We start from the raw sequence: 24,679 nt of genomic DNA, 5'->3' as shown, positions 1-24,679 counted from the left end.
AACTTGAAGTGTTTGTTGATAAAGTCGGAAAAAAACCACATCTTTTAGCTAGCCCAAGCATAGCAAGGGATTAGCGGAGGTGTACATTTTCATCCAAGTCTAGACCATTTAAAACCGCCGAAGTTTCCATTTTTCGTTTGCCAGGTAATTGAATTTCCAATAAATGGAGATACCCTTCTGAGACGGCAACCTTCAAAGTTTTTTTATCGGCAATCAATTTTCCAATTTGATGATTGTGATGTACAACTTCTTTTTTGGCCCTATAAATTTTGATGTTCTCCTCCTTACCGTGATTTACAAAGTAACTCCATGCCGTGGGGTAAGGGCTCAATCCTCTTATTAAATTATGGATATCATCCAAAGAAGCGTCCCAGTCAATTTGGCACGTGTCTTTATGGATTTTTGGAGCTGGCTTTAGGTCTTCAAAATGTTTTTGAGGTGTGCTAGATATTTTACCCGAAGCGATTTGTCGACAGGTTTCCACCACAAGTGCTCCGCCGAGTTCCATCAAACGGTCGTGTAGCGTACCTACATTGTCCTCATCTGCTATTTGTTCCGTCTTTTGGAGAATGATACTGCCCGTATCGATTTCTTCATCTATAAAGAAAGTTGTGACTCCGGTCTCAGTCTCTCCGTTAATAATGGCCCAATTGATGGGAGCCGCGCCACGGTATTGTGGAAGGAGGGAGGCATGCAGGTTAAATGTGCCATATTCTGGCATTTGCCAAACGACTTTGGGTAACATTCGGAAGGCGACAACCACATTCAAGTTGGCGTTAAGACTTTTGAGTTCTTCCAAAAAACCTTCATCCTTAAGGTTGGTGGGTTGCAATACCTTTAGTTGATGGGCTTCTGCAAACTGTTTTACCGCAGATTCCTGCACTTTTCTACCTCTTCCCGCGGGTCTATCTGGTGCGGTGATAACACCTACCACATCAAAATCAGCTTCCACGAGGGCTTTAAGACTCGCCACGGCGAAATCTGGGGTGCCCATAAATACAATTCGCAAGGGGTTACTCTTTAAGGATGTACTCATTTATTTGGTTTAGTTCCACCACTTCATCTTCAAGCAGCTGTTGCAAGGCTTTTAAAAGGGTCTTTTCATCCGCTCCGGTTGCCTTTTCCAACTTTCTGGAAGTGCTTGGACTTATCTTCAAAAGACCAATGATTCGCTCTTCCAGTTTAACAGGAGAGCCCTTTTTTTCCTTCTTGGTGCAAATATCGCATGTGCCGCACTTTTCCGCTGTGTTTTCGCCAAAATATTTCAATAAATAGACACTTCGGCAAACATCCGTATTTTTAATGTAGCCCAACATGGCCGCCATGTTGTTTTGCTTCACTTGATTAAAATCCTGTACTTTTTTGGCGAAAGGGTTTATAGTGTGGTCATCTTCCCGAGGAACCAAAAAGGTGATCTCCAAATCGCTGGTGGTGTTCTTGTATTCAGCAATTCCGTCTTTGTGAAGTTGCTTCAATATTTTTTTGAGGGACTTTTCACTCTCCACAGTCTTTTTTGAAAGCAAATGAAGATTGATTTTGGTCTCGTACTCCGTAATTCCGCCATACGTCCGCAATATGGTTTGAATGATGGGCGCTGTTTTCCGGTTTTTGTCGAGATATTCAAAAATTCCAGCCTTGGAAGCAACGAACTGCAGGGAGGTTTTTTCTTGAAAGTTCTCCGATAGGGCAATCACCGAGTTTTGGTCCAAAATACGAAGTGCATTAAAGGCCATGTTCGGGTGGAATTCGTATCGTTTACAGAACACATTGAATTTAAAGGACATCGGTTCCTCAATCGATTCGCCATAGGATATTTGAAAAAAGTTGTTGAGTTTGGAATATACCTTTTTAATAAAGGTGACATCGGGCAGGTTGGACAAGAATTGTTGTTTCGCCAGTTCTTGGTCTTCCTTGGTAGTCAAAATAATGGCGGTGGATGGTTTGCCATCCCTTCCGGCCCTGCCCGCTTCTTGAAAATAGCTTTCCAAACTATCCGGAATCTGATAATGCACCACCAAACGTACATCGGGCTTGTCGACCCCCATTCCAAAGGCATTGGTGGCCACCATCACACTGACTTTACCCTTCAGCCAATCCTGAAGTTTTTCCTCTTTTTCAGATTTTGAAATCCCTCCATGGAAAAAAGAAGCCTTAAAACCGTTCTTGTTCAAATACTCTGAAAGTGAGACGGACATCTTCCTAGAGCGCACATATACGATGGAACTTCCCGGAATTTTGTCCATATATTTTCTGAGCTGATAAAGCTTATCCTCAGTTCGTTTTACCTTGAATACAATATTGGAACGCGAAAAAGAGTCCTTATAGATACTGACATCCTCTAATTTCAGATTTTGGACGATGTCATCCACCACCTTGGGTGTGGCTGTTGCCGTGAGTGCCATCATCGGTATGTTTGGCAAAAGTTCCTTTAAAATGGAACACTGCAGATAGGCAGGCCTAAAATCATTGCCCCATTGCGAAATACAGTGCGCCTCATCAATAGCGATAAGGTTCACATCCATCTCCTGTATCCGTTCCTGAATCAAGGATTGCTGCAATCGCTCTGGAGAGAGATACAAAAACTTATAATTTCCATAGAGACAATTGTCCAAAAGGTCATTAAGTTCATGAAAAGGAATGCCACCAGTGAGAGCAATTGCCTTGATGCCTCTGGACTTTAATTGGCTCACTTGGTCCTGAATCAATGCCACCAGCGGTGATACCACAATACAAAGCCCTTCCATGGAAAGTGCCGGCACTTGATAGCAAATGGATTTCCCCCCACCGGTGGGCATCAATGCCAGAACATCCTTCCCCGAAAGTACAGTGTCGATAATGGTTTTTTGAGACCCCCTAAAATCGTCGTGGCCCCAGAATTCCTTTAAAATAGCTTTGGTTTCCTTCCGCACTAAAGTTGATTAAGTGTTTCCAAAATAAAGTCAATCCGTTTCTGGATTACATCTTTTGGCACTGAGATGGGGTGGTAGCCAAATTGGGTATACGTGTTCATCAATGCATGATGGATGCTTTCGGCCTCCTCATACGTTTCGAATCTTTCACCATCGGAAACATAAATTTCTTCCCATGGTGGCACAATAAAGACCGTATCATACCGATGGTCTGTACAGGCATTTATAAATTCACTCCCGTATTCTTGTCCAAAAAAGTCCATATAGGCGAGGACATCGGGAATGCCTCTATCAAAAAAACTGATGGGGACTTGAATATCCAGAGAGTCCTTGTAATGTTGGGCCCTTCCATACAGCAAATCTTTGTTGAACTGCATAGCATCATCAACAAAAACAAGCGGGTTGGAAATAAATTCAACGGAATCACCTTCTTGTTTGGCCTTGGAGGTCATATCCCGTATAATTTCATGGAAACAATGAAAACCCATACTTTCCAATCCATTTACAATGGATGTTTTTCCGGTTCCCGGAGCCCCAGTAATGACTACTTTGTTCTTGCCCAAGCAATTTAATTTAATACTACAAAGTAATGAAATAGGCCCAAGGAAAAAAAATTGCGGCGTAAGCCATATATTTGTAAAAAAATAGGAATGGAGAAGGAGAGTGCAGATGAGTTTTACGCAAGGCTCAAAGAACAGTTGTTGGAGAACACTACATGGCCATCCAATTATCTGTATAAATTTATTGTTCCTACAGACGAGGCACGCATTTCCCAGATTCACGATATTTTTGACAATACGGGTGCGGTAATCGAGTCCAAACAATCAAAAAAGGGCACATATACCAGTCTTTCCATAACCGTTCATCTTCAGAATCCGGATGAAGTGATCACAAAATACAAGGAAGTTGCCGTTGTGGAAGGGGTAATTTCCCTCTAAACCCATAGATTGCTATAATTTTATTATTTTGCAAGCGTTATCGGATAGACTTCCCAATAATAGAATTTCATTAAATTATTTAGTTTGAATACAGTAGAAAACCTAGAATATAATACGGAGCGCACTCAGCTCATTATTCCTGAGTATGGTCGTCATTTTCAAAAAATGGTGGATCATGCAGTTTCCATAGCGGACAGGGAAGAGCGCAATAAAGAGGCCCAGGCCATCATTAGCGTTATGGGAAATCTTCAGCCGCATTTAAGGGACGTTCCCGATTTTCAGCATAAGCTATGGGACCAGTTGTTCATTATGTCCGATTTTAAATTGGATGTGGACTCTCCGTTCCCGATCACCTCCAAAGAGGTGTTGCAACAGCGTCCTGAACCCTTGGAATATCCACAGAACCATCCCAAATACCGTTTTTACGGAAACAACATTAAGCGTATGGTCGATGTAGCCGTAAAATGGGAAAAAGGAGACATGCGTTCTGGATTGGAATACGCCATTGCCAATCACATGAAAAAGTGCTACTTGACATGGAACAAGGATACCGTTGAGGATGCTGTAATTTTTGGTCACTTGAAAGAGTTGAGTGATGGTCAGATTGATTTGGCCACCGATGGTGAAAACCTAACGGAAAGTGGTCAATTCCTAAAAAACAGACAATCCAAGTCCAACCGAAGTACCAATAACAACGGTCAAAAAGGAAAACGAGGCAGAAAAAAACGCTACTAAATTCCAGAACAATCCATGGGAACATTTCGAATAGAGGGTGGACACCAACTGCACGGTGAGATTACACCCCAAGGGGCAAAGAATGAGGCACTTCAGATTCTTTGTGCCGTATTGCTATCCGAAGAAAAAATCACCATAAACAATATTCCGGACATTCTGGATGTCAACAAACTCATTTCCCTACTCGAGGATTTGGGTGTAAAGATTCAGAAGAAAGGGAAGGGGTCCTATACGTTCAAGGCGGACGACATCAACTTGGAATATTTGCAATCCACCAAATTCAAAGAAGATGGTAGAGGATTGCGTGGTTCCATTATGTTGGTGGGTCCACTTTTAGCCCGATTTGGAAAAGGCTATATCCCAAAACCGGGAGGCGACAAAATCGGAAGACGCCGTTTGGATACCCATTTTGAGGGATTTATTAAGCTCGGCGCCAAGTTTAGATACAATCGCGAAGAACATTTTTACGGAGTTGAGGCCAACAAACTCAAAGGCACTTATATGCTTTTGGACGAAGCCTCTGTTACCGGTACTGCCAATATTGTAATGGCCGCAGTTTTGGCCGAAGGTACAACCACCATCTACAATGCAGCTTGTGAGCCCTATTTGCAGCAGCTGTGTAAAATGCTGAACCGAATGGGTGCTAAGATAACCGGAATTGGTTCCAATTTGTTGACCATTGAAGGGGTTGAGCGTTTGGGTGGGACAGAGCACACCATGTTGCCCGATATGATTGAGATTGGCAGCTGGATTGGATTGGCAGCCATGACCCAAAGCGAGCTGACGATTAAAAATGTAAGCTGGGATGATTTGGGTCTTATCCCGAATGTATTCCGAAAGCTGGGAATCACCGTGGAACGAAAGGATGACGATATTTTCATCCCAAAGCACGAAAAAGGGTATCAAATCCAAAATTTTATTGACGGGTCCATCCTTACCATTGCAGACGCACCATGGCCCGGACTAACGCCGGATTTATTGAGTATTATCCTTGTTGTGGCTACGCAGGCAAGGGGAGAGGTGCTCATCCATCAAAAAATGTTTGAAAGCAGACTTTTCTTCGTGGATAAATTGATTGACATGGGAGCAAAAATTATTCTGTGCGATCCCCATAGAGCAACCGTAATAGGCCACGATTTTAAATCTACCTTAAAGGCCACCACTATGGTATCACCAGATATCAGGGCAGGAGTTTCCTTGCTGATAGCCGCCTTATCTGCAAAGGGAACTTCAACCATTCACAATATTGAACAGATAGATCGTGGCTACGAAAACATAGACGAGCGTTTGCGGGCTATCGGGGCCAACATTGTTCGGGTCTAGAATAGGTAGTCCAAACTGTTCAAGGCAATGGTAAATCCTTCCTTGAATCCCATTTCTATGATTTTTTCCAAATCAGATAGTTTCTCGTGCTTTATTTGAATGTCCACTAAAGTGGAATCCGTTTGCGCAATAAAGTCAACATTCCATGCCGAACGCGGAAATTTCGTATTGATATTTCCATAAGCATCGCAGAAAGCATCCAAATGTTGAAAGTTGGCCTGTGGAGTGATGGAGGTATAGTCGGCCAACGCCCAATGCTCCTCACCCTCTGGGCCACACATTGCGTAAAGTCGTCTCCCACCAACCCTAAAATCCATGGATTTGGTTTTGGAAACCCAAGGTTGCGGCGCCCACCATTGATCTAAAATTTCGGGTTGGGTAAAGGCATTCCACACATCTGTGTTGGTTGCCGCGAATTGGCGTATTACATGTACAGTCTTATTTTCCTTATCAACCGTAAAATCAAATAATAGATTGGTTCTCATCAAATTGTTTTTTGTTTAGCTAAATAGAGTGCAAGTTTTTCCAGGTTCTGTTCCAGACCTTTATCCGCATTGTGGGCTTTGATCACGGTCTGAAGCATTTCTTGGGTATCGAACACCACCGTCCAATTTATTGTCGTTTTTTCTTCCATGGCTTCAAACAGGATGGTAGCCGTAAAGTGAGGGTTGTAATGTTCATAGACAATCTTTTTCATAGGAACAATTTCGGTAAAAACACTTCTGTTCGGATAATTCTTGCCATCCGGCCCGTGCATCATAAAATTCCATTCACCACCGTTTTTAAAATCCATTTTGTCAATCGTATTCGTGAATCCGCTGGGTCCCCACCATTGCGCAATGTGCTCTGGTTTTGACCACACCTCCCAAACTAAATCAATGGGAGCATTTAACGTTCTAGTGATGGATAGTTGTCTATTTTCCGTTTTTTCCATTGTTTCTTTCTTTTTGAAGTTTTTCTAAATACCTGTCCAAGTTGTCGAAACGATCTTCCCATATCTTTTTGAACTGTGCCAACCACAAATCAATTTCCTTGATTTTATCCACCTTTAGATTGTAGTGTATTTCGCGTCCATCCTGTTTGGATGTGACCAAATCACATTCATTGAGGATACGCAAATGTTTGGAAATGGTAGGACGGGCAGCATCGAAATTTTCGGCAATATCACCGGCTGTCATGGTTTGGGAAGCTAGCATTACCAATATGGCCCTCCGTGTGGGGTCGGCAATGGCCTGAAAAGGGTCTCGTCTTAATTTCATCATGAAAAGTTATGCAAATATGAAGCTATATGGCTACAAATATATATGAAGTCATTTGACTACGCAAATATTTTTAAATCTTAAAGTTTTACCTTGAGTTAAAAAAAGAGTGGGCTAGTGGTCCTTTGGAATTAAAATGGTCACCCTGGTACCGGATTGTCCATTGCTGTTTAAATCTTCCACTGTGACCAACTTCTGGCTGGAAAAATTTTTAAGCGCATCAATGCGTTGGGCGGTTATTGACATGCCTCTTGATATTCTTTCTTTTTTTGTCTCCTTTTTGGTTTTTCCAATTCCAACCCCATTATCTTCAATGATGCACACAATATAATCCTTTTCGTCCTTGAACGATACTGACAACTTTTTTGGTCCCTCATTGGGTAGGAGTCCATGCAGAATGGCATTTTCGATGTAAGGCTGAACAAGGAGCATGGGAACTTCATACTGATAAAGGTCCAGATTTTCATCAATGTTGAAGGTGTAGCTAAAAGAATTATCAAACCGGAGGGCTTCCAATTCCACATAGATTTTGAGGAGTTCAATCTCTTCATGAAGCACCAAACTGACATTGACCGAGGTCTCTAAAATTTGTCGTAACAGCTTGGAAAATTTGTTCAAATAGGTCAATGCGGCTTTTTTATCATTCGTACTTACCAGATACCGAATTGAACTCAACGAATTGAAAATAAAGTGCGGATTCATTTGGGCCCGAAGCATTTTTTTCTCCAGTTGGTTGTTCATTTCCTCAATGAGTACTTTTTGGTTGGATATCAACTCATTTTTTTGCTGAAGCACAATGTTGGATTTTCTTTTACTCTGGTATCGAAAGAAGAGCAAGACTGCGGAAAAAATGAGTAAAACGGTAATGATCACAAGATAAATCAACCGTTTGTTGTTCAAGGAGACTCGGGCATTCAGAAGCTCTAACCGCAGTTGATTCTGTTGAATCTCACGATCTTTCAGAAATACATCATGCTGTATTTGAAGGTTTTGGATTTCCTTTACCTTGGTTTCGTTCAAAAGGCTATCGCCATAGGCCATTGTTTGCTCCAGATGATAAATGGCCTTTTTGGGCTGTCCAATCTCGTTATATATTTTAAAAGCCGTTTCATGTGTATCGTGTTTAAGTTTATAACCGCTTAAACTATCCAATGCTTCCAGACTTTGATTGGAATATGCAATGGCCTCTTTATATTTTTTTTTGCTTTGCCATAAGATTGGCAAGTTCGTATTGGATTCTTGCTATTTCTTGATTAATGGAAAGCTGCTCGGCAAGTGCCAATGATCTCACATAGTAATCTTGTGCCAATTCCCATTGACTCAATTCTTGATAGCACTTTCCGATGTTTAAATAAAGTGTACATAAATCAATATTGTTGCTTACCTTTTCTAAATAAGTTGTTGCTCGTAAAAGCTTCTCCAGAGCGGCCTCATAGTTTCCTTTTTCAAAATCTATTTCCCCTAAATTGTACAGTACATTATTCTCAATAGACTCACGATTGGGTCCGTTGTAGGCTTTCAAGGCCATATCATAACTATCTTCAGCTTTGTCATATTCCCCCATTAAACTATAAATAACACCTAGGTTGAGGTAAGGAGAGGATAGATCCTGATCCAATTGAAGGGAATCCACCAATTGAATGCGCTTTAAATAATAACTTTGACTCCTAGGGTAATCGCCAATGCGTTTATATACAATGCCCATGGAGTTGTAGATAAAATTAATTCTCTCATAGTCATTATGTTCTTTCGCCAAAACAAGACACCTATTTAAATAATCCAAAGATTCAGCATAGCCACCCGTCATGCCATGGGTGAGGGCAATGGAATACAATCCTTGGATTTCGCCTTGAACATATCCGATATCTTGGGATTTTTCTACGCTTTCTTCAAAACAATCCAGCGCTTTTTCCTTGTCGAACGATCTTAAATTTACACCAAGCATGTTCATTAAATTAACTTCTGTGGTGTCGGTCGCCGTTTTTAAAAGATTTTGAAGACTGTCAATCTTTTTTGTTTGGGCGTGGGAAGTCGAAAAGGCCAAGATGCCAAATAGGAACAAGAAGGGGAATGAACGGAGCAATTTCATGGCTCTATTTTACCTATAAGTTAAGGTAAACCTAGTGAAATTGTTATGTCAGGTATTGGATATTGCCCAATTTCAGGAAAAAACAAGGTAAAACAACGATTTACCCTTATTTTGATGTTTGAACTTCTTACATCCTTATGCTAAAAATGCGCTTTTAACTCTGATTACATTTTATTTTTTTAATGGATGGGAAATTAAAAAAGTGATGCATCAATCATCAAATCTGGACATAATGGCTTCTAGGGCATTTCGATAAACTTCATGGGCTTCTTCACTCTGAATCATCTTCAAAGCTTGCTCGTTCATGCCTTTTGGAGTGGTAGCCTCTTCCTTTAACCCATCGAAATTTGGTGTTCCACCCTGTGGTGATGGTGAGGCTAATGAACAGTACATATCCAAAATGTATGGATTTGCCACCTCAGGGTTAACCCCCTTGGTTTTTGCCCAATCACTTAGTGTTCCGCACAGGTCAAAGAAGGGGGCAATTAGCCCGGTCAGTGTCCAAATTGCATGTAGTTCGGTTTCGTCCTCAATCACTATGGGTTTGCCAATATGCTCCAAAATCTGCACGACTGTTTTATCTGATTTAAAAACAGGGATTGGACAGTTGTGTTTTTCTACTGTAGGTAGGGGAATGGCACGACCAACTTTTTTGGCCGGTTCAACAGCATGGGCCAATGCATCATATTTTAAAAAGGCAATGAAGGAAACTACGTTGTGGTCATTCCTAAACTTTAACCCTTTCAGTACTTCCACCGCATTACTTGCAGGAAGGGCAATAAAAATATAATCGGAATTGTCCAAAACCTCTTGGTTACTTTCCAACCTATGGACGTTGGGAAAAGCGGCCGCCAAAGATTTGGAGTTTTCTTCATTTCGTGGAGAAATATGTATGGTGACATCTTCAATGCTTGAAGTGCATAATCCTTTTATCACGGAAGTTGCAATTCTTCCGATTCCTAAAAATCCTAATCTCATGAAATTATTTTTGAAGTTTACTTATCCTTTTCGACCAGTTTACCATCAGGGTAAAGGGCAAATCGTCCCCTATCTTTATCGTGTACATTGTCTGGATAGGGCCAAGGCCAGCCACCAAATTGGGTAAGTCTATATTCTTCCATGGCCTGTTGTATTTCTTGTTCTGTATTCATGACAAAGGGGCCATACTTGGCCACGGGCTCTTGGATGGGTTTTCCCTGGAGCAATAAGAAATGAGCTTTTTCATCACCTACCTTAAAGGTGACTTCTTGGGATGGGTCCAATTCAATCCCAAAATTTGGGATGATTTTTCCATCCTCAAAGAAAATTTCAGAGCCTTGATAAAAATAAAGTGTTCGGGTGACCTCTGAATTGGCTTTGGGCAAAGTGTATTCTGAATTAGCATCAACATGAATGTTCCACACGGCGACTTCATTTTCTGGATTGGCCGCCCAAGAATCTGGAGCGGGGGCATTAGCTTGGGTTCCTTTATAATTTCCGGCAACTACTTTTATTTGTGCGTTCCCTTCATTAATCACGGGAATGTCCTCATGCCATAGCATTTTAAAATGGGGCTCTACAAACTTACCGGATTTAGGAAGGTTCAGCCATATTTGGAAAAGCTCCATTGGATTTTCGACATCATCGTGGAGTAGGGGAAACATCTCGGAGTGCTGCACGCCGCGCCCAGCGGTCATCCATTGCACATCGCCTTCACCAAATCTTCCGGCAGCGCCTAAGGAATCAGAATGGTCACAATAGCCTTTGTTCACAATGGTGATGGTTTCAAATCCACGGTGTGGATGATACGGGAACCCAGGAATGGTCTGGCCATGGTACATCCGCCATGGTTGATTGGGGTTAAAATCATTTCCCAGACTTTTACCTTTAAGTAGGGCAGGGTCTGGGCCCATTTCTCCATTTCCCTTTGGGAAGTGGTCCAAATGATACACGCAGAATAAAAAAGGGTCTTGGGTCTGCCAAGGAAAGCCTAATGGAAAAGTTTGTAGTATGGGGTTGCTCATAATTAATGTGTTGCTGTATTAATTTCAATCCAATACCCTTCGGGGTCTTGAATATAGATTTGTTTTACACCATCCGATCGGTTGGTAATAGAATTTTTGATGCCGGGCCAATCGTAAAAATCGATATTGTTGGCCATCAAATGTTCTATGAGTCCTTCCAAATCTTGGATGGCCAAGCAAAGATGCATGCTTTTGTTTTTGCTGAAATCAGCAATGTCTTTCTTGATAAGGTGCAACTGGGCGTTGTCTTCAATCTGGAACCAACGGAAACCGGGAGCTCGGTCTGGGTGCGGAATTTCCGTTAGCCCTAAAATATCTCGATAAAAATCACCGGTTTCAATCAGCTTGGTCACCACAATGGAATAATGGTCGTACTGAAAACCAAAATCCGTTTTTTCGGCCTTGAACTCAGTTTGCAAATAGGTCTGATTCCACGTCCCATTTTCATAGCTGCCCACCGTGTAGGAATAAGTGTTTGCATTTACATATTTCCAATAATCCGTAATGGTTGAACCGCCATACTCATAGGTGTAAATTATGTCCTTTTCTTTAGTGGATATCGTCCCTGTGGTAACGCCTCCAAAAACATCAAACTCCCAAAATTTCAGGGAATTGCTTTCTGCATCAAATTTTCGAATACCATGGTTCCGCGGACCGTATTTGGTTTGCTCCTGATTGGTGAATCCTTTGGATTCGGCCAAAATCAGAGTACTGTCCAAGCTATACTTGAATATGGTCTCCTGCTTAAATTTGGAACCATCCCCCCAAGTACCTTCTGCCTTCCATGTTTTTCCCAAAAGAGGTTCAAACACTGAAAGGTTGTTTTGTGCCTGCAGGTTGAAAAAGCCTGCAAGGAGCAGGCTTATCGTTAGTATTCTTGTTCTTATCATATTTTGTTACCCTCCGATTCCTTGGATTGGCGGTGGACCGTCAATCATGGGTTCGTATTTTTCATCCCCTTTTCGGGTTTTGAACTCTTCTTTTACTTTTTCAACCGCTTTGGGGTCCTCAAAAAGGTCCAGCATGGTCATGGCCATAGCTTTGGAGGCATACACAAGTCCCTTATGGCCAATGCTCATACTTCCACAGGCCACAACGGCCCAAGAATGCCAAGGCGTATCTTTTGGCGCTACGGTCACGCTCAAGTTGATGTTGGGCACGTTCCAACTCACATCACCCACATCGGTGGAACCACCTCCGGGAAGCTCTTCGGTTTCTTTCAGTGGATTCACTTCGCTATCCATGCCCACTTCCGGTTTTCCCGTAGCTTTTTGGATGGATTTGCCATAGGCAATTTCTTCATCGGTATAGGTGATAGGCCCCAATAGCTGTAAATTTTTCTGCATGATTTCACCTCCAGCACGGTTGACCAATACCTCGTAGATACCTGATACCAAAGTAATTTTATAATCGACATTGGCCATGATGGCTGCACCCTCAGCCATTGCTTTTACTCGTTCGTAGGTTGGGAGCATGACCTTACGCTTGGGATCCCGAACTCGGACCCAAATGCGGGAATAATCGGGAACCACGTTAACCACCTGACCTCCATCTTGAATGTGGTAATGGATTCGAGAGGTGGGTTTAATATGCTCGCGATAGTAATTGATACCAGTGGTATACAGTTCCAATGCATCGGAAGCACTGCGTCCATTCCATGGGTCGGCTGAAGCGTGCGCCGCCTGGCCGTAGAACTCAACGATAAAATCAACCAAAGAAAGCCCACTTTGTACATCGGCCTCAATATTGGCTCCTGGATGCCAGCTTACGTTTACATCCACATCATCCCAAAGTCCTGCCTCAACCATCCATACTTTGGCAAAGTATTTTTCTTCGGCCGGAGTCCCCAAAAATTTCACCGTTCCTTTGATGGTTCCAGCCTCAATTTGCTCTTTAATGGCGATGGCAGCTCCCAAACTGGCTGCGCCGAACATGTTGTGACCGCAACCATGACCGGGTGCACCCTCAATCCGAGGGTCTTTGGTAGGAACCGCTTTTTGGGAAAGACCCGGAAGAGCATCAAACTCTCCTAAAACACTGATTACAGGTTTCCCCGAACCGTACGTGGCTGTAAAAGCCGTTGGAATGTTGGCCACGCCTCGGGTAACGGTCATTCCGTTTTTTTCAGCATAGTCCGCTAAAAGTTCTGCGGATTTCGATTCATCAAAAGCAGTTTCGGCCAACGCCCAAATAGAGTCACTGAGCATAATCAGATTCTCCTTATGGTTTTCTACGGAAGCGATGACGGATTTTTTGTCCTTGCTTAATTTTTGTGCGGTCAGGTTGATGGAAAGTAAACCCAACAGCAAAACGATTGTAATTTTTTTCATTTTAAAATATTTGAGTTAGTTAGATAGTTGTTTGACGCTTCTGGCATGTTGGAAAAACGGAGAACGGTCAAACGGGTATTAAAAATACTGAAAATGCATTAACCAACGGCCTGTTTGTAGACTTTTAGGCAGCGTTCGCGGGCCTGTTTGTGGTCCACCATTTTTTCAGGATAGGTAAGTTCCTGTAATTCAGGCACCCATTGATTGATATACGCTTTGTCATTATCAAACTTATCCACTTGAGTCATTGGGTTGAAGATTCTAAAATAAGGTGCCGCATCCACACCACTGCCAGCGGCCCATTGCCAGTTCCCAACATTGCTGGCCATTTCATAGTCCAACAATTTTTCTGCAAAGTAAGCTTCGCCCCAGCGCCAATCAATCAACAAATGTTTACAGAGAAAGCTGGCCACCAACATCCGAACCCGATTGTGCATATATCCAGTGGCGTTGAGTTCCCGCATGCCGGCATCTACTAGGGCGTATCCTGTTTTTCCCGATTTCCAAAGTTCAAATTCCTTTTCATTGTTGCGCCATTCAATTCGGTCATATTTGGGTTTAAAGGCTTTGTGGACGGTATCTGGAAAATGCCATAGGATTTGCATAAAGAATTCGCGCCAAATGAGTTCATTCCAAAATGTCTCATTTTTTTCCGAAATGGCTTTTTTGACCATCTTGCGGATGGAAACCGTTCCAAAACGAAGATGCGGCCCTAATCTTGAAGTCCCTTTTTCCTTTGCGGGATAATTTCGGGTGGCTTCATAGTTGCTGATAAGGTTAGGGGAGACATTGTAATCAGGAACATTGATTTTGGAAGGCTCAAATCCGATATCACTTAATTCAAGAGTTGGTACATCGGAATTTTTATAAAGTCCTTTTTCGAGACGTGATTGAATTTCATACTCCACCAAGTGAATGGATGGATTGAATTTTTCCTTCCATTGTCTCATGTAAGGCGTGTAGACCACATAAGGGTCACCATCGGCCTTAACGACCTCATCCTTTTCAAAAATTACCTGGTCCTTGAAGGTTTTAAAGGGAATATCGTGTTCTTTCAGTAAATCCTGAACTTGATTATCCCTTTTCAGGGCATACGGCTCGTAATCATGATTGGTGAAAACCGCCTTAATTTCATACCGCTCCAACAACGTTTTATAGACGGAAATTGGATTATCAAAGAATTGGGCCACCCCACTTTTGAACTTGTTTTTGAGTTCATCTTGAATTTTTTGAATTTGCTGATGGATAAATGACACCCGAGCATCATCCTTCGGCAATTTGTCCAAAATCTCTGGATCGAATATGAAAATGAGCAAAACCGGGAATTCACTCTGAAGCGATTGATAGAGCCCTACATTGTCTTCCAACCGAAGGTCACGTCGAAACCAAAAAATGGAAATTTTATCCTTCACGAATTTGAATTTAGAGTAGACATTCCGCCATCAACCCGAATCACCTGTCCAGTGATCCAAGAGTTTTCAGAATTTAGCAAAAATGTGGCCATGTTGGCAATGTCTTTTGCATTTCCAATTCGTTTTAGGGGATGTCGGTCGTTCATTTGTTCCTTCTTCTTATCATTACTCAATAAGCGAGAAGCCAATGGGGTGTCAACCAATGACGGCGCAATCACGTTCACCCGAATCTTTGGGGCATATTCGGCCGCCAATGCTTTTGCAAACCCTTCTATAGCTCCTTTGGCTGCTGAGATACTGGTATGGTATGCCATGCCTGAATCAACGGCAACGGTACTGAAAAAAACCAAACTGGCACCTTCGGACATGCTGCCAATCACAGATTTGACCACTTTCACCAAGGAAAAGAAGTTGATGTCCATATCCTCCTGAAAATCCTTGATATCCAACATTTTTAAAGGCTTTAGGTTGATGCTTCCCGGACAAAACACAAGACCATGGATTTCATTGGGCAGATTTTTTTCCGAAATATCCTCCGTCAAGGCATCAAATGGAATATGGTTTACATTTATATCGGACAACTTTTCTGCGGTCCTTGACGCCACGAATACATTGTTTGATGTTGAAAGTTGTTTGGCAATCTCATAACCAATACCGTGTGAACCGCCAATAAGCAAGATATTTTTCAATTTAAATGGATTTTAATTCTAGTGTGGTTTCGTTTCTCGGTACGGTACCAAAAAGTGATTCCAATTTCACTTTCCGATATTCAAATATTTTTTTGAGTTGGGGTTTAACTATGATGGGATGCATCAGCCTACCAAGAAAACCGAAGGGTAGTTTGTAATCAATAATATCTTCCATTTCCAAGCCTTGTGCAGTTTCCTTAATGAAATGCTTGTGATGCCAAAGGGCATAAGGTCCGAATCGTTGTTCATCCACAAAATATTCATCTTGGATGACGTGTGTGATTTCAGTGACCCATTTTGTGGATACAAACGGAAAAGGTTTCACCACATATTGAATAATCTGACCGGCGTACATGGGTTTATCACCTCCGGATAGGATATGAAACCCCATGTGTGGGGGAGTAATGGTCTTTAAATTTTTGGGATTGGATAAAAATTCCCATGCTTCTTTTTTGGATAGCGGTAGTACTTGTTTGGCACGAAGTTGATACAATCTCATTCTTTTTAATTTGTTCAAAAATACAAAATGTTTAATTATATTTAAAATAAGTTAAACAATATATTAATACTTTAAACATTGGTTTACCACAGTAGCTGACCCTTAAATTGAATCTTTTTAAGAATATATTAACATATCTAATTTTCATTCTCGTTAGCTTTGTTTCGCTAACATCTTAAACACTATTTCCTATGAAAAAACTTGTATTATTTACGTTTGTAGCGATGCTTACCATGTCTTTGGAAGCGCAGATTCAGACGCCTGCACCTAGCCCTTCATCTGTTTTAAAGCAGACCGTTGGATTGACCGAAGTAACTGTGGAGTATTCCCGTCCTTCCATGAAAGGACGAACTATTTTTGGAGATTTGGTTCCGTATGATGCCATTTGGAGGACAGGTGCCAATATGAATACCAAAATTACCTTCAGTGATGACGTAAAGGTAGAAGGCAAAGACCTTAAGGCAGGGACTTATGCCATTTATACTCGACCTAATGAAGCCGTTTGGGAGGTTATTTTTTACACCGACACTGAAAATGGAGGGTTGCCAGCAGAATGGGATGCCTCTAAAGTAGCTGCCACTGTTAAGGTTGAAGTATACCCAATACCAATGCCGATTGAAACGTTCACCATCACCATTGATGACTTGTATAACGATGGTGGAACTTTAGGGTTGATGTGGGAGAAAACATATGTTGGGGTTAAGTTTGTAGTTCCTACGGTTGCTAAGGCCACTGCTAGCATTGATAAGACCATGTCGGGTTCTGAAATTTCAGTGAATGATTATTTTGCAGCCGCCCAGTATTATTACCAAGAAGGCATGAATATCGGCAAAGCCAAGGAATGGATAGATAAGGCGGTTTCCATGAATGACCAAGCTTTTTGGATGCTACGTCTGCAATCCTTGATCTATGCCAAAGTGGGAGACACCAAAGGTGCTATTGAAGCAGCCAAAAAATCCATGGTATTGGCTCAAGAAGCTGGTAATATGGATTACGTTAAAATGAACAAAGATTCCCTGAAAGAATGGGAAGGTCAATAAAAGACTAGAAATCATATCAGAATAAGGAGCCCACTTTTTAGTGGGCTTTTTTTATGATTCAATCTCAGGATGGGAGTTGCCCAAGAAATTATCAAACATTTGTGTGATTATGGCCAATAGAATTACGAGAACACATCCAAAGGCATTCAACCACAAATAGGACATCCAATCCAAATACCAGCCAATAATCACAATGATTTGGGTGACAATAGCCGAAACAAAAACAGCATTTCCCCTTACAAACTTAAAAAAGAAAGCCAAGAGGAAAATGCCTAAAACGTTGCCATAAAAAATGGAACCAATGATATTGACTAACTGAATGAGATTGTCAAAGAGGTTGGCCACACAGGCGATGATAATGGCAATGACTCCCCAAAGCAATGTAAATCCTTTAGCGGCAAGCAGGTAGTGTTTATCGTCATTATCCTTTTTATTGTTCCTTTTGTACAAATCAAGTGCGGTAATAGTACCAAGCGCATTCAATTCAGATGCCGTGGAGGACATTGCTGCGGATAGAATCACAGCCAACAACAATCCAATAAGTCCAACAGGGAGATTGTTCAGGATGAAATGGATAAAGACATAGTCCTTATCATTGGTTTCCACAACGGTATCAGCTTTGGCAATAAGTTCTCTAGCCGCCTCCCTGCTTGCGCTTTCCCGCTGATTTATTTTGATGATATCCTGTTTAGCTTGTTCTATGGCATTGTATTCCTTTAGTTTAAGGGCCGCTGAAAACGCATTTTGGGCTATTTTTTTTTTCATTTCCAGCTCCATATGGTCTTTTTCCAAAGCTTTGTAATCCTCCACATATTCCGATTCCATTACAGCTTGGGTTGCGGCAGGGTTAAAATTCAATGGGGACGCATTGTATTGATAGAACACAAATACCATCGCTCCAACCAATAGAATGAAGAATTGCATCGGAATCTTAAGAATACCATTGAAAATAAGCCCCAATTGACTTTCACGCACGGATTTTCCAGAAAGATACCGTTGCACTTGACTTTGGTCTGTTCCAAAATACGCCAAAGCCAAAAAGAAACCTCCGGTGATACCGCTCCAAAAAGTATAGCGGTTATCCGTATCCAGCGTAAAATCCAGAATCTGTAATTTGTTGTTGGCACCAGCAATTTTCAATGCTTCACCAAAGGAAACTCCCGTAGGGAGCGACCCCAGAATAAAGAAAAAAGCAAAGAACATTCCGGTCATTATAATGAACATCTGCTGCTTTTGCGTGACACTTACCGCTTTGGTACCACCAGAAACGGTGTAAATGATCACTAAAATTCCAATGATAATGTTCAACGTGCGTAAATCCCATCCCAAAACAGCGGACAAAATGATGGAAGGAGCAAAAATGGTAATACCGGCAGCAAGTCCACGTTGTACCAAAAATAAGATTGCAGTGAGACTACGGGTCTTTAAATCGAAACGGTCCTCAAGCATTTCATAGGCGGTGAACACGTTGAGTTTTTTGTAGATGGGGATAAAAACCATACAGATGACGATCATGGCAAGCGGCAGTCCAAAATAAAACTGCACAAAACCCATTCCATCATGAAAAGCCTGGCCCGGTGTAGATAAAAAGGTTATGGCACTGGCCTGTGTGGCCATAACTGAAAGCCCAATGGTCCACCACTTGGCGTCGTTCCCACTGCGGACATAGTCATCAACGTTTTTGCTCCCGCGGGTTTTCCAAACGCCAAATCCAACAATGAACAGCAGTGTGCTCCCAAGAATGATCCAATCTAATAAGCCCATTAAGGTTTAGTTATTTAATATCATGATGAGGTAAAAGGCCAAAACGTAAATGGCATTTAAAAGGATCACAATGGTGTATTCCTTTTTCCATTCGATTTTGGTATTCATGTTATCCTTTGACATTACTTTCTTTTTTTACGTCATCTTTTCCAATGGAAAGCATATTTGCAAAAAGTTTGTAGGCTCCCGAAACTCCGGCTGGGAGTTCCCTGAAAAAACTCAGCCCGGTGTAAATATAATGACCTTCTCCATAAGGTGCTACTAAAAGACTTCCTTTTGATGGCTCATCATCTTCATCATGCATGGATAGTACAGGAGTGAATTCTGCACTCCACTCGCTTGGATAATAGAGTCCTCTTTCCTGAACCCATCCATCAAAATCACTTTCTTTGATGGCGTTGGGATAACTCACCAAAGGATTGTTGGGCGCTATAATATTCACTTCAGCCGTTTCATCGGTTACGCGATCCCGGGAAATCGTTAAATCATAAGGCGCAATATTTTTGAATTGTTCTGCCCATCTTCCGGCAGTGTTATATTGTACAATCATGTTGCCCCCATTTTTCACATAGTTCAAAAGAATGGGTTGTTTGAATTTTAGGGCATCTACAACATTGTACGCCCGAATTCCAACCACAATGGCGTCATACTTGTCCAGTTCCCCTTCTTGGATATCATTTGGGTCGATGGTGTGCACCTGATAGCCAATTTGCTCCAAACTTTCGGGAACTTTGTCACCGGCACCCATAATGTAGCCAATATGTTCCCCAGATTTCTGAATGTCCATGCGAACCACCTTAGCTTCGGAAGGCAGTAAAATAGATTGTTTGGGAATATGGTCGTAATTGATTTCCACGAGTTCCTTACCATAGGTTTTAGTGCCTACTGTGATAATTGGGGTAATGCTTCCTTCACTTTCCACTGATGGAGGGGTTACTTTAAAAGTTACAATCTGCTCCTGTCCTTGCTGTGCAATGGAAAATGGAAAATTCTGGGGGGAAACGGTCCAACCTATTGGATGGTTCAAGGAAACCGTTCCGGACACATTGCTTTTACCTGCGCGAATTTTAACTTGAATATCTTTGGTTAATGCATCAGCGAAAATCAAGACTTTTTCATCAATTTTGGATGTTGCTACGGGCAGAACAGCAAACGGCTCATATAATTCCCCTCTGTCGGGTTTAGAAAAGCGGTGAATTACAGGTTTCTCAAATTCGATTTCTGTGCCATTAAAATCTAAGATGAACTTGGCATGAAAAACAGCTGGAGTCTCCGGTTTACCAATCAAGGTTTGGTCATCAACCTTGTACATGCCCAAAGTGCCGGGTTCATTTAGCCAGTATGGACTGGAATAATTTGCGTTTTCGGGAACGGTAAAGTCAATTGAAAAAGTTTTGTCCGCATTGTCTGCCAATAGCTCATTGGGTGCTAAAGAACCTGTAGCACCTGCTAATTGAATTTTTTTCAGGGTGATGTTCTGTGAACTTCTGTTCAGGACCTCAATATTTACTTTTGCAGCACTGCCTGGAGTAGTGGAGGCCGAAGCAGCATTCGCTTCCAAATATAATCCGGCGCAAGATTGAATAAGGTCTTTGAGTTCTTTGGATTTTAACGTTTTCCAGTGCTCATCCTCTATTTGCTGTAAAAGTTGGTATGCCTTTACCAACTGTGGAATATGTTTGGATGGATTTCTAAAATCAAATTTTTTTTCAATTTCATATAAAATTGCGCCGACGGCATCACCGCCTTTCACTCGGGACCAAGAAGTATCAATACCATCAAATAGATAATTGCTATTGGGTTTATCGCCTTTTAAAAACTCTACATATTCATCTTCAGAACCCCGTTGGCTCAATCGTCCAAAACCTTGACACAAATGTTGGCTGCTGGCCAAAGAGGCTATTTCATTATTGGAAAGTCCCAAAAGTGGATAATACGAACCAATATCCATCTTTATCATGTTGGACTTATCAGCCTTTTCAAAATTCTCGGGACTGCCATAAAACCACCAGGAGGTATTGAAAAATATGCGTTTCGGTTGCCAGGTGGAAGTTAGATTCAATTGGTCTGGATAAGCATTGGGGTCATTGGCCATGTCAAAAGCTTCCATGCTCAGCATGGCAGATGAGGTGTGGTGTCCGTGCGTGGAACCAGGTGACCTATGGTCAAATCGGTTGATGATAACATCAGGTTTTATATTTCGAATGGCCCATATAACATCACCCAACACTTCTTCTTTGTCCCAAATTTTTAGGGTCTCCTTAGGATGTTTTGAGTATCCAAAATCATTGGCGCGGGTAAAGCGTTGTTCGCCACCATCAATGCTTCGGGCTGCCAACAGTTCCTCGGTACGAAGAACTCCTAAAAGTTCCCGCAATTCAGAACCGATGAGGTTTTGTCCTCCATCACCACGGGTCATGGAAAGGTAAACGGTGTGGGCCTTATCATGGTTGGACAAATAGGAAATCAATCTCGTGTTCTCATCATCAGGGTGAGCTGCAACATACAGTGCGGTGCCCAAAAAATTGAGTTTTTGGAGATTGTGATAAATTTCTGTGGACGAGGGTTTTTTGGGTTGTTGGGCGGAAAGAGTTGAAAATGTGCTCAATAAGGTCAGCGTGCAAACCCAAAAGTATCGCATAGTTGGTTGTTTTAGTGGTTGTGCCAAATATAGAAAGATATAAATCAGTGAATAATCAATTTAGAACATCTTTAACAGGGTTTCTCCTTGTCAAATAGAACGTTTTATAATCCCAAACTATCCCTTAAAATCAAATCATCATTGTCGTGCTGTCCCCAATATGCGGTTTTCAATGACTTTATTTTTGTAGCCTTGGTGGTCAATGTTTTTGCATTTTGACCGAAACCGCTCTTGAATTCTTCCGACCAGCTCTCGATGGAATAGGGAAAGTTTGATTCGAAATTAAGCCTCAAAATTCGTTCCAAAGTGGGGTATGTTAAGATGTAAGTGGTAATTCCATTTTCTGTGGAAATTGAAGCCGTGGCTTCATAGGCTTTGAGTTCTTTGTGGGCCAATCGCAGATACTCCAGAGAAGGTATTACAAAAAGATTTGCTGTGGGCAAATCCTCCGGATGAATCCGAACCTTGGTCCAAAGTTCATTTTCCAAAATTTGTTTGTCCAGTTTGAAATTTTGGTCCGCTTCACCTTCAAAATAGGAATGAGAGGTAAACTCAAACTGGTCCCTATTGTTGATTTGGGAATACACATGACCACACCATTCTTGTACGGACAAACTGGTCTTTAGGGCATGTTGGTTGTCATAAACGGGATAGAAGGTGCTGCTCATAATGGAGTAGGGGTAGATTCCGGTCAAGAACTTTTTGGTAGCATTCAATTTTAAAACCGAAACATTATCAGGATTGCTTTGGTCGGCTTTAACCTGTATCTCCGGCAAGAATGGTTCTGTTACGTAGATTAAAACGGCATGACCGTCACGCATTTCACCATAACGGGCTTGCTCCAATTGGTACGATGTGATTTCGGCATCCCCTGCGTACCAATACGCTTTAAAATCTTCGGAAAGGGGCTTTTTTGGACTGGTTGTTACCGCTGCTTCTTTTGAATGGTCCATCGCCATTTCCGTGCTGTTGGATTTGGTTTTTTCGCCACACGACAACAATAGCAACAGAAATAATGACAGGAAAAGGCTCCTAAAGCCATGAACGTATCTCTTTTTCATAAAACTGGATTTCCGTAAAGTTACGTATCGCAACTCAGGAAACCATATCCATTAACGTTTTGTAAACCAGATGAGTGGGTAAGCCAACTACATTGGCGTACGAACCTTTTATTTCAGAAATGCCAATCATTCCTATCCATTCTTGGATGCCATACGCACCGGCCTTATCAAAAGGAGCACATTTTTGGATGTAATAGTTGAGTTCATCATCCGTGAAGTCCATGAACTTGACATGGGTCGTAGAGTTCACTACTTTTTGGGCATCTAAACTTGTAAAACAGACCGAGGTGATGACTTCATGCCAATCACCGCTCAATGTTCTCAACATATCAAAAGCCTCTTGGGCATTTGCGGCCTTGGCCAGTGATGCACCTTTATGCCACACCACGGTATCTGATGTGATTACAATTTCTTTGGGCTTCAGCTCACTTTTAAACGGCGTTGCTTTCAATTCGGCCAAATAGTCTGAAATTTCTTTTCCTTGTAAATGGTCAGGATAGACTTCGTCCACAGATTTGGGTCGAACCTCAAAATCCAGTCCCATTTCTTCCAAGAACATTTTCCGTCTGGGCGAGCCCGAACCTAGTATAAGTTTGTATCCGTTAAGTTTCTCTTGAAGCGGGTTAGTCATTTTTGGCACTGAAATTATCGTTCCAATCGCCGCGTACCTTCAGCACTTGCTCCACTATATCACGAACGCAACCATCACCACCGTTTTTATGGGAAACGTAATCCGAAATGGCCTTGACTTCTTGCACCGCATTTTGAGGAGAAGTGGCCAAAGCCACCATTTTCATCGGTGGGATATCAGGAACGTCATCGCCCATATACAAAACTGTTTCAGGATCAATACCATATATATCTAAGTACTCCTGCAGGGGTTCCTTTTTGTGATGGGCACCCATATAAAAATCGGTAACTCCAAGACCTTTTAAGCGTTCCTTGACCCCCTCATTGGTGCCTCCGGTGATAATGCAAACCCTATACCCCTTAAGAATGGCTGTTTTAATGGCATATCCGTCCTTAACGCTCATTTTACGAAGCAGTTCCCCAGTGGTGGTCACTAACACGGAACCATCGGTAAAAACACCGTCAACATCAAAAACAAAAGTGGTGATATTGCTTAAGAGCTCTTTATAATTTTTCTTCATAGACCTTTTTTATGGCTTCGCTGAACAGCGTATAAATTTCTATTTGTTTTTCATCATGCAAAAGGTTCAAATGGGCTTGCATGGTTTTTTCATCCCCTCTTCTTGCGGGACCAGTCTGCGCTTCTTTGGGTGACATCACCTGAATCTTTTGAGCCGTTTCCAAAATCAGGGGTTTTAGTAAATCAAAAGGAATCCCATCCTCCAAGCAAAGCTTTTCACCAACACCATAAAGATAATTGGAGAAATTGTTCACGTACATAGCTGCAAGATGCAATTTTTTCCGCTGTTGGGAGTCAATGTCGTATACATTATCGGAAAGTCGGCTCGCCACTATTTTCAGGGTTTTAGCAGACGCTTCCCAATTCGCTTCGATGCAAAAAGGGATGGTTTTAAAGTTCAACGGTCTACCTTCGGTAAAACTTTGCATGGGATAAAAAACAGCTCGATTTTCCATGGGAAGATAATCCATTGGTGTGGCACCAGAGACATGGGCCACAATGCCCTTTTTTTCAACAAGATATTTTGAAACGTCAACAATGGCATCATCTTTTACGGCAATCAGATAAACATCGGCTTCTTCAATCTCCAAAAAATTAGTCGAGGTGGAGGCTAGGTTGGAAAACCACTGAAGTTGATTCTGATTTCTGCCCACAACTTGGGTCAGCTGAACCCCTTCAGCCTTGTCGAGTGCTCCCGCAAGGTGCTTGGCTACGGTTCCAGTTCCGAGAATAATGATGGAAAGCATGTCGCAAAACTACAAAATTGGCGGATGATGCATAACCATAAGAATTAACAAATCTGTTGGATTTTTTGTTTGGTTTGAAAACAAGGAAGTT

The 24,679-nt window shown here is 41.9% G+C and carries 25 protein-coding genes; 4 read left to right on the top strand and 21 right to left on the bottom strand.

Annotation, left to right across the window (positions count from 1 at the left end):
• Nucleotides 1-70: 70 nt before the first annotated feature.
• The 3 genes from fmt to ACFSJE_RS03445 are packed head-to-tail and all read right to left on the bottom strand — an operon-like array spanning nucleotide 71 to nucleotide 3,472.
• The gene (gene fmt / locus ACFSJE_RS03455; RefSeq protein ID WP_379829585.1) at nucleotides 71-1,036 is read right to left on the bottom strand and encodes a methionyl-tRNA formyltransferase; all 966 of its coding nucleotides are present in this window, start codon (nucleotides 1,034-1,036) and stop codon (nucleotides 71-73) included.
• Nucleotides 1,014-2,909: a RecQ family ATP-dependent DNA helicase gene (locus ACFSJE_RS03450; RefSeq protein ID WP_379829584.1), complete on the bottom strand. Its 1,896-nt coding sequence runs from the start codon at nucleotides 2,907-2,909 to the stop codon at nucleotides 1,014-1,016. The genes fmt and ACFSJE_RS03450 overlap by 23 nt, the downstream gene beginning before the upstream one ends.
• Nucleotides 2,909-3,472, bottom strand: a complete 564-nt coding sequence (locus tag ACFSJE_RS03445; protein ID WP_379829583.1) for an AAA family ATPase — start codon at nucleotides 3,470-3,472, stop codon at nucleotides 2,909-2,911. Before ACFSJE_RS03445 ends, ACFSJE_RS03450 begins: the two co-directional genes overlap by 1 nt.
• Before the next feature lie 87 nt (nucleotides 3,473-3,559).
• On the opposite strand from ACFSJE_RS03445, the gene ACFSJE_RS03440 reads away from it, so the two are divergent.
• The 3 genes from ACFSJE_RS03440 (at nucleotide 3,560) to murA (ending at nucleotide 5,905) form a co-directional block, all read left to right on the top strand.
• Nucleotides 3,560-3,847, top strand: coding sequence for a DUF493 family protein (locus tag ACFSJE_RS03440; protein WP_379829582.1), 288 nt, complete (start codon nucleotides 3,560-3,562; stop codon nucleotides 3,845-3,847).
• A gap of 84 nt (nucleotides 3,848-3,931) precedes the next feature.
• On the top strand, nucleotides 3,932-4,582 hold the full coding sequence (locus ACFSJE_RS03435) for a DUF4290 domain-containing protein (protein ID WP_379829581.1): 651 nt from the start codon (nucleotides 3,932-3,934) through the stop codon (nucleotides 4,580-4,582).
• Between the two features lie 15 nt (nucleotides 4,583-4,597).
• Complete coding sequence (gene murA, locus ACFSJE_RS03430; protein WP_379829580.1) at nucleotides 4,598-5,905, top strand: UDP-N-acetylglucosamine 1-carboxyvinyltransferase; 1,308 nt, start codon at nucleotides 4,598-4,600, stop codon at nucleotides 5,903-5,905.
• On the opposite strand, the gene ACFSJE_RS03425 is transcribed toward murA, so the two are convergent.
• From ACFSJE_RS03425 to ACFSJE_RS03370, 12 genes are all read right to left on the bottom strand, one after another.
• A complete protein-coding gene (locus tag ACFSJE_RS03425; RefSeq protein ID WP_379829579.1) occupies nucleotides 5,902-6,390 on the bottom strand; it encodes an SRPBCC family protein in 489 nt (162 codons plus the stop codon). The genes murA and ACFSJE_RS03425 overlap by 4 nt on opposite strands.
• Nucleotides 6,390-6,839, bottom strand: coding sequence for an SRPBCC family protein (locus ACFSJE_RS03420; RefSeq protein WP_379829578.1), 450 nt, complete (start codon nucleotides 6,837-6,839; stop codon nucleotides 6,390-6,392). The genes ACFSJE_RS03425 and ACFSJE_RS03420 overlap by 1 nt, the downstream gene beginning before the upstream one ends.
• Entirely contained in the window at nucleotides 6,820-7,164 is a 345-nt protein-coding gene (locus tag ACFSJE_RS03415; protein ID WP_379829577.1) for a metalloregulator ArsR/SmtB family transcription factor, read from the bottom strand. The genes ACFSJE_RS03420 and ACFSJE_RS03415 overlap by 20 nt, the downstream gene beginning before the upstream one ends.
• A gap of 114 nt (nucleotides 7,165-7,278) precedes the next feature.
• Complete coding sequence (locus ACFSJE_RS03410; RefSeq protein WP_379829576.1) at nucleotides 7,279-8,388, bottom strand: sensor histidine kinase; 1,110 nt, start codon at nucleotides 8,386-8,388, stop codon at nucleotides 7,279-7,281.
• Complete coding sequence (locus ACFSJE_RS03405) at nucleotides 8,354-9,253, bottom strand: tetratricopeptide repeat protein (RefSeq protein WP_379829575.1); 900 nt, start codon at nucleotides 9,251-9,253, stop codon at nucleotides 8,354-8,356. Before ACFSJE_RS03405 ends, ACFSJE_RS03410 begins: the two co-directional genes overlap by 35 nt.
• A 210-nt stretch (nucleotides 9,254-9,463) precedes the next feature.
• On the bottom strand, nucleotides 9,464-10,231 hold the full coding sequence (locus ACFSJE_RS03400) for an NAD(P)-binding domain-containing protein (RefSeq protein WP_379829574.1): 768 nt from the start codon (nucleotides 10,229-10,231) through the stop codon (nucleotides 9,464-9,466).
• 17 nt (nucleotides 10,232-10,248) lie between these two features.
• Nucleotides 10,249-11,256 carry a pirin family protein gene (locus ACFSJE_RS03395; RefSeq protein WP_379829573.1) on the bottom strand — a complete coding sequence of 336 codons (1,008 nt, stop codon included), beginning with the start codon at nucleotides 11,254-11,256 and terminating at the stop codon, nucleotides 10,249-10,251.
• A 2-nt stretch (nucleotides 11,257-11,258) separates the two neighbouring features.
• Nucleotides 11,259-12,146, bottom strand: coding sequence for a VOC family protein (locus tag ACFSJE_RS03390; protein WP_379829572.1), 888 nt, complete (start codon nucleotides 12,144-12,146; stop codon nucleotides 11,259-11,261).
• Between the two features lie 6 nt (nucleotides 12,147-12,152).
• Complete coding sequence (locus tag ACFSJE_RS03385; protein WP_379829571.1) at nucleotides 12,153-13,586, bottom strand: amidohydrolase; 1,434 nt, start codon at nucleotides 13,584-13,586, stop codon at nucleotides 12,153-12,155.
• 98 nt (nucleotides 13,587-13,684) lie between these two features.
• Nucleotides 13,685-14,998 carry a cryptochrome/photolyase family protein gene (locus tag ACFSJE_RS03380; protein ID WP_379829570.1) on the bottom strand — a complete coding sequence of 438 codons (1,314 nt, stop codon included), beginning with the start codon at nucleotides 14,996-14,998 and terminating at the stop codon, nucleotides 13,685-13,687.
• Complete coding sequence (locus ACFSJE_RS03375; protein ID WP_379829569.1) at nucleotides 14,995-15,687, bottom strand: SDR family NAD(P)-dependent oxidoreductase; 693 nt, start codon at nucleotides 15,685-15,687, stop codon at nucleotides 14,995-14,997. Before ACFSJE_RS03375 ends, ACFSJE_RS03380 begins: the two co-directional genes overlap by 4 nt.
• A gap of 1 nt (nucleotide 15,688) precedes the next feature.
• Nucleotides 15,689-16,186, bottom strand: a complete 498-nt coding sequence (locus tag ACFSJE_RS03370) for an SRPBCC family protein (protein WP_379829568.1) — start codon at nucleotides 16,184-16,186, stop codon at nucleotides 15,689-15,691.
• Nucleotides 16,187-16,377: 191 nt separating this feature from the next.
• On the opposite strand from ACFSJE_RS03370, the gene ACFSJE_RS03365 reads away from it, so the two are divergent.
• Nucleotides 16,378-17,226: a DUF2911 domain-containing protein gene (locus ACFSJE_RS03365; protein ID WP_379829567.1), complete on the top strand. Its 849-nt coding sequence runs from the start codon at nucleotides 16,378-16,380 to the stop codon at nucleotides 17,224-17,226.
• 51 nt (nucleotides 17,227-17,277) lie between these two features.
• On the opposite strand, the gene ACFSJE_RS03360 is transcribed toward ACFSJE_RS03365, so the two are convergent.
• The 6 genes from ACFSJE_RS03360 to ACFSJE_RS03335 all read right to left on the bottom strand — a co-directional run bounded on the left by ACFSJE_RS03360 (nucleotide 17,278) and on the right by ACFSJE_RS03335 (nucleotide 24,588).
• Nucleotides 17,278-18,990, bottom strand: a complete 1,713-nt coding sequence (locus ACFSJE_RS03360) for a sodium:solute symporter family protein (protein WP_379829566.1) — start codon at nucleotides 18,988-18,990, stop codon at nucleotides 17,278-17,280.
• A gap of 109 nt (nucleotides 18,991-19,099) precedes the next feature.
• Nucleotides 19,100-21,631: a PIG-L family deacetylase gene (locus ACFSJE_RS03355; RefSeq protein WP_379829565.1), complete on the bottom strand. Its 2,532-nt coding sequence runs from the start codon at nucleotides 21,629-21,631 to the stop codon at nucleotides 19,100-19,102.
• Nucleotides 21,632-21,735: 104 nt separating this feature from the next.
• Nucleotides 21,736-22,692: a septum formation inhibitor Maf gene (locus ACFSJE_RS03350; protein WP_379829564.1), complete on the bottom strand. Its 957-nt coding sequence runs from the start codon at nucleotides 22,690-22,692 to the stop codon at nucleotides 21,736-21,738.
• Nucleotides 22,693-22,726: 34 nt separating this feature from the next.
• Nucleotides 22,727-23,323, bottom strand: coding sequence for a Maf family nucleotide pyrophosphatase (locus ACFSJE_RS03345; protein ID WP_379829563.1), 597 nt, complete (start codon nucleotides 23,321-23,323; stop codon nucleotides 22,727-22,729).
• The gene (locus tag ACFSJE_RS03340) at nucleotides 23,316-23,843 is read right to left on the bottom strand and encodes a KdsC family phosphatase (RefSeq protein ID WP_379829562.1); all 528 of its coding nucleotides are present in this window, start codon (nucleotides 23,841-23,843) and stop codon (nucleotides 23,316-23,318) included. The genes ACFSJE_RS03345 and ACFSJE_RS03340 overlap by 8 nt, the downstream gene beginning before the upstream one ends.
• Nucleotides 23,827-24,588 carry a Rossmann-like and DUF2520 domain-containing protein gene (locus tag ACFSJE_RS03335; protein WP_379829561.1) on the bottom strand — a complete coding sequence of 254 codons (762 nt, stop codon included), beginning with the start codon at nucleotides 24,586-24,588 and terminating at the stop codon, nucleotides 23,827-23,829. The genes ACFSJE_RS03340 and ACFSJE_RS03335 overlap by 17 nt, the downstream gene beginning before the upstream one ends.
• Between the last annotated feature and the right edge of the window lie 91 nt (nucleotides 24,589-24,679).

This window comes from Flagellimonas iocasae (assembly GCF_042682725.1).
Taxonomy (GTDB): Bacteria; Bacteroidota; Bacteroidia; order Flavobacteriales; family Flavobacteriaceae; genus Flagellimonas; species Flagellimonas iocasae.
This window is presented reverse-complemented; position numbering and strand designations above follow the sequence as displayed.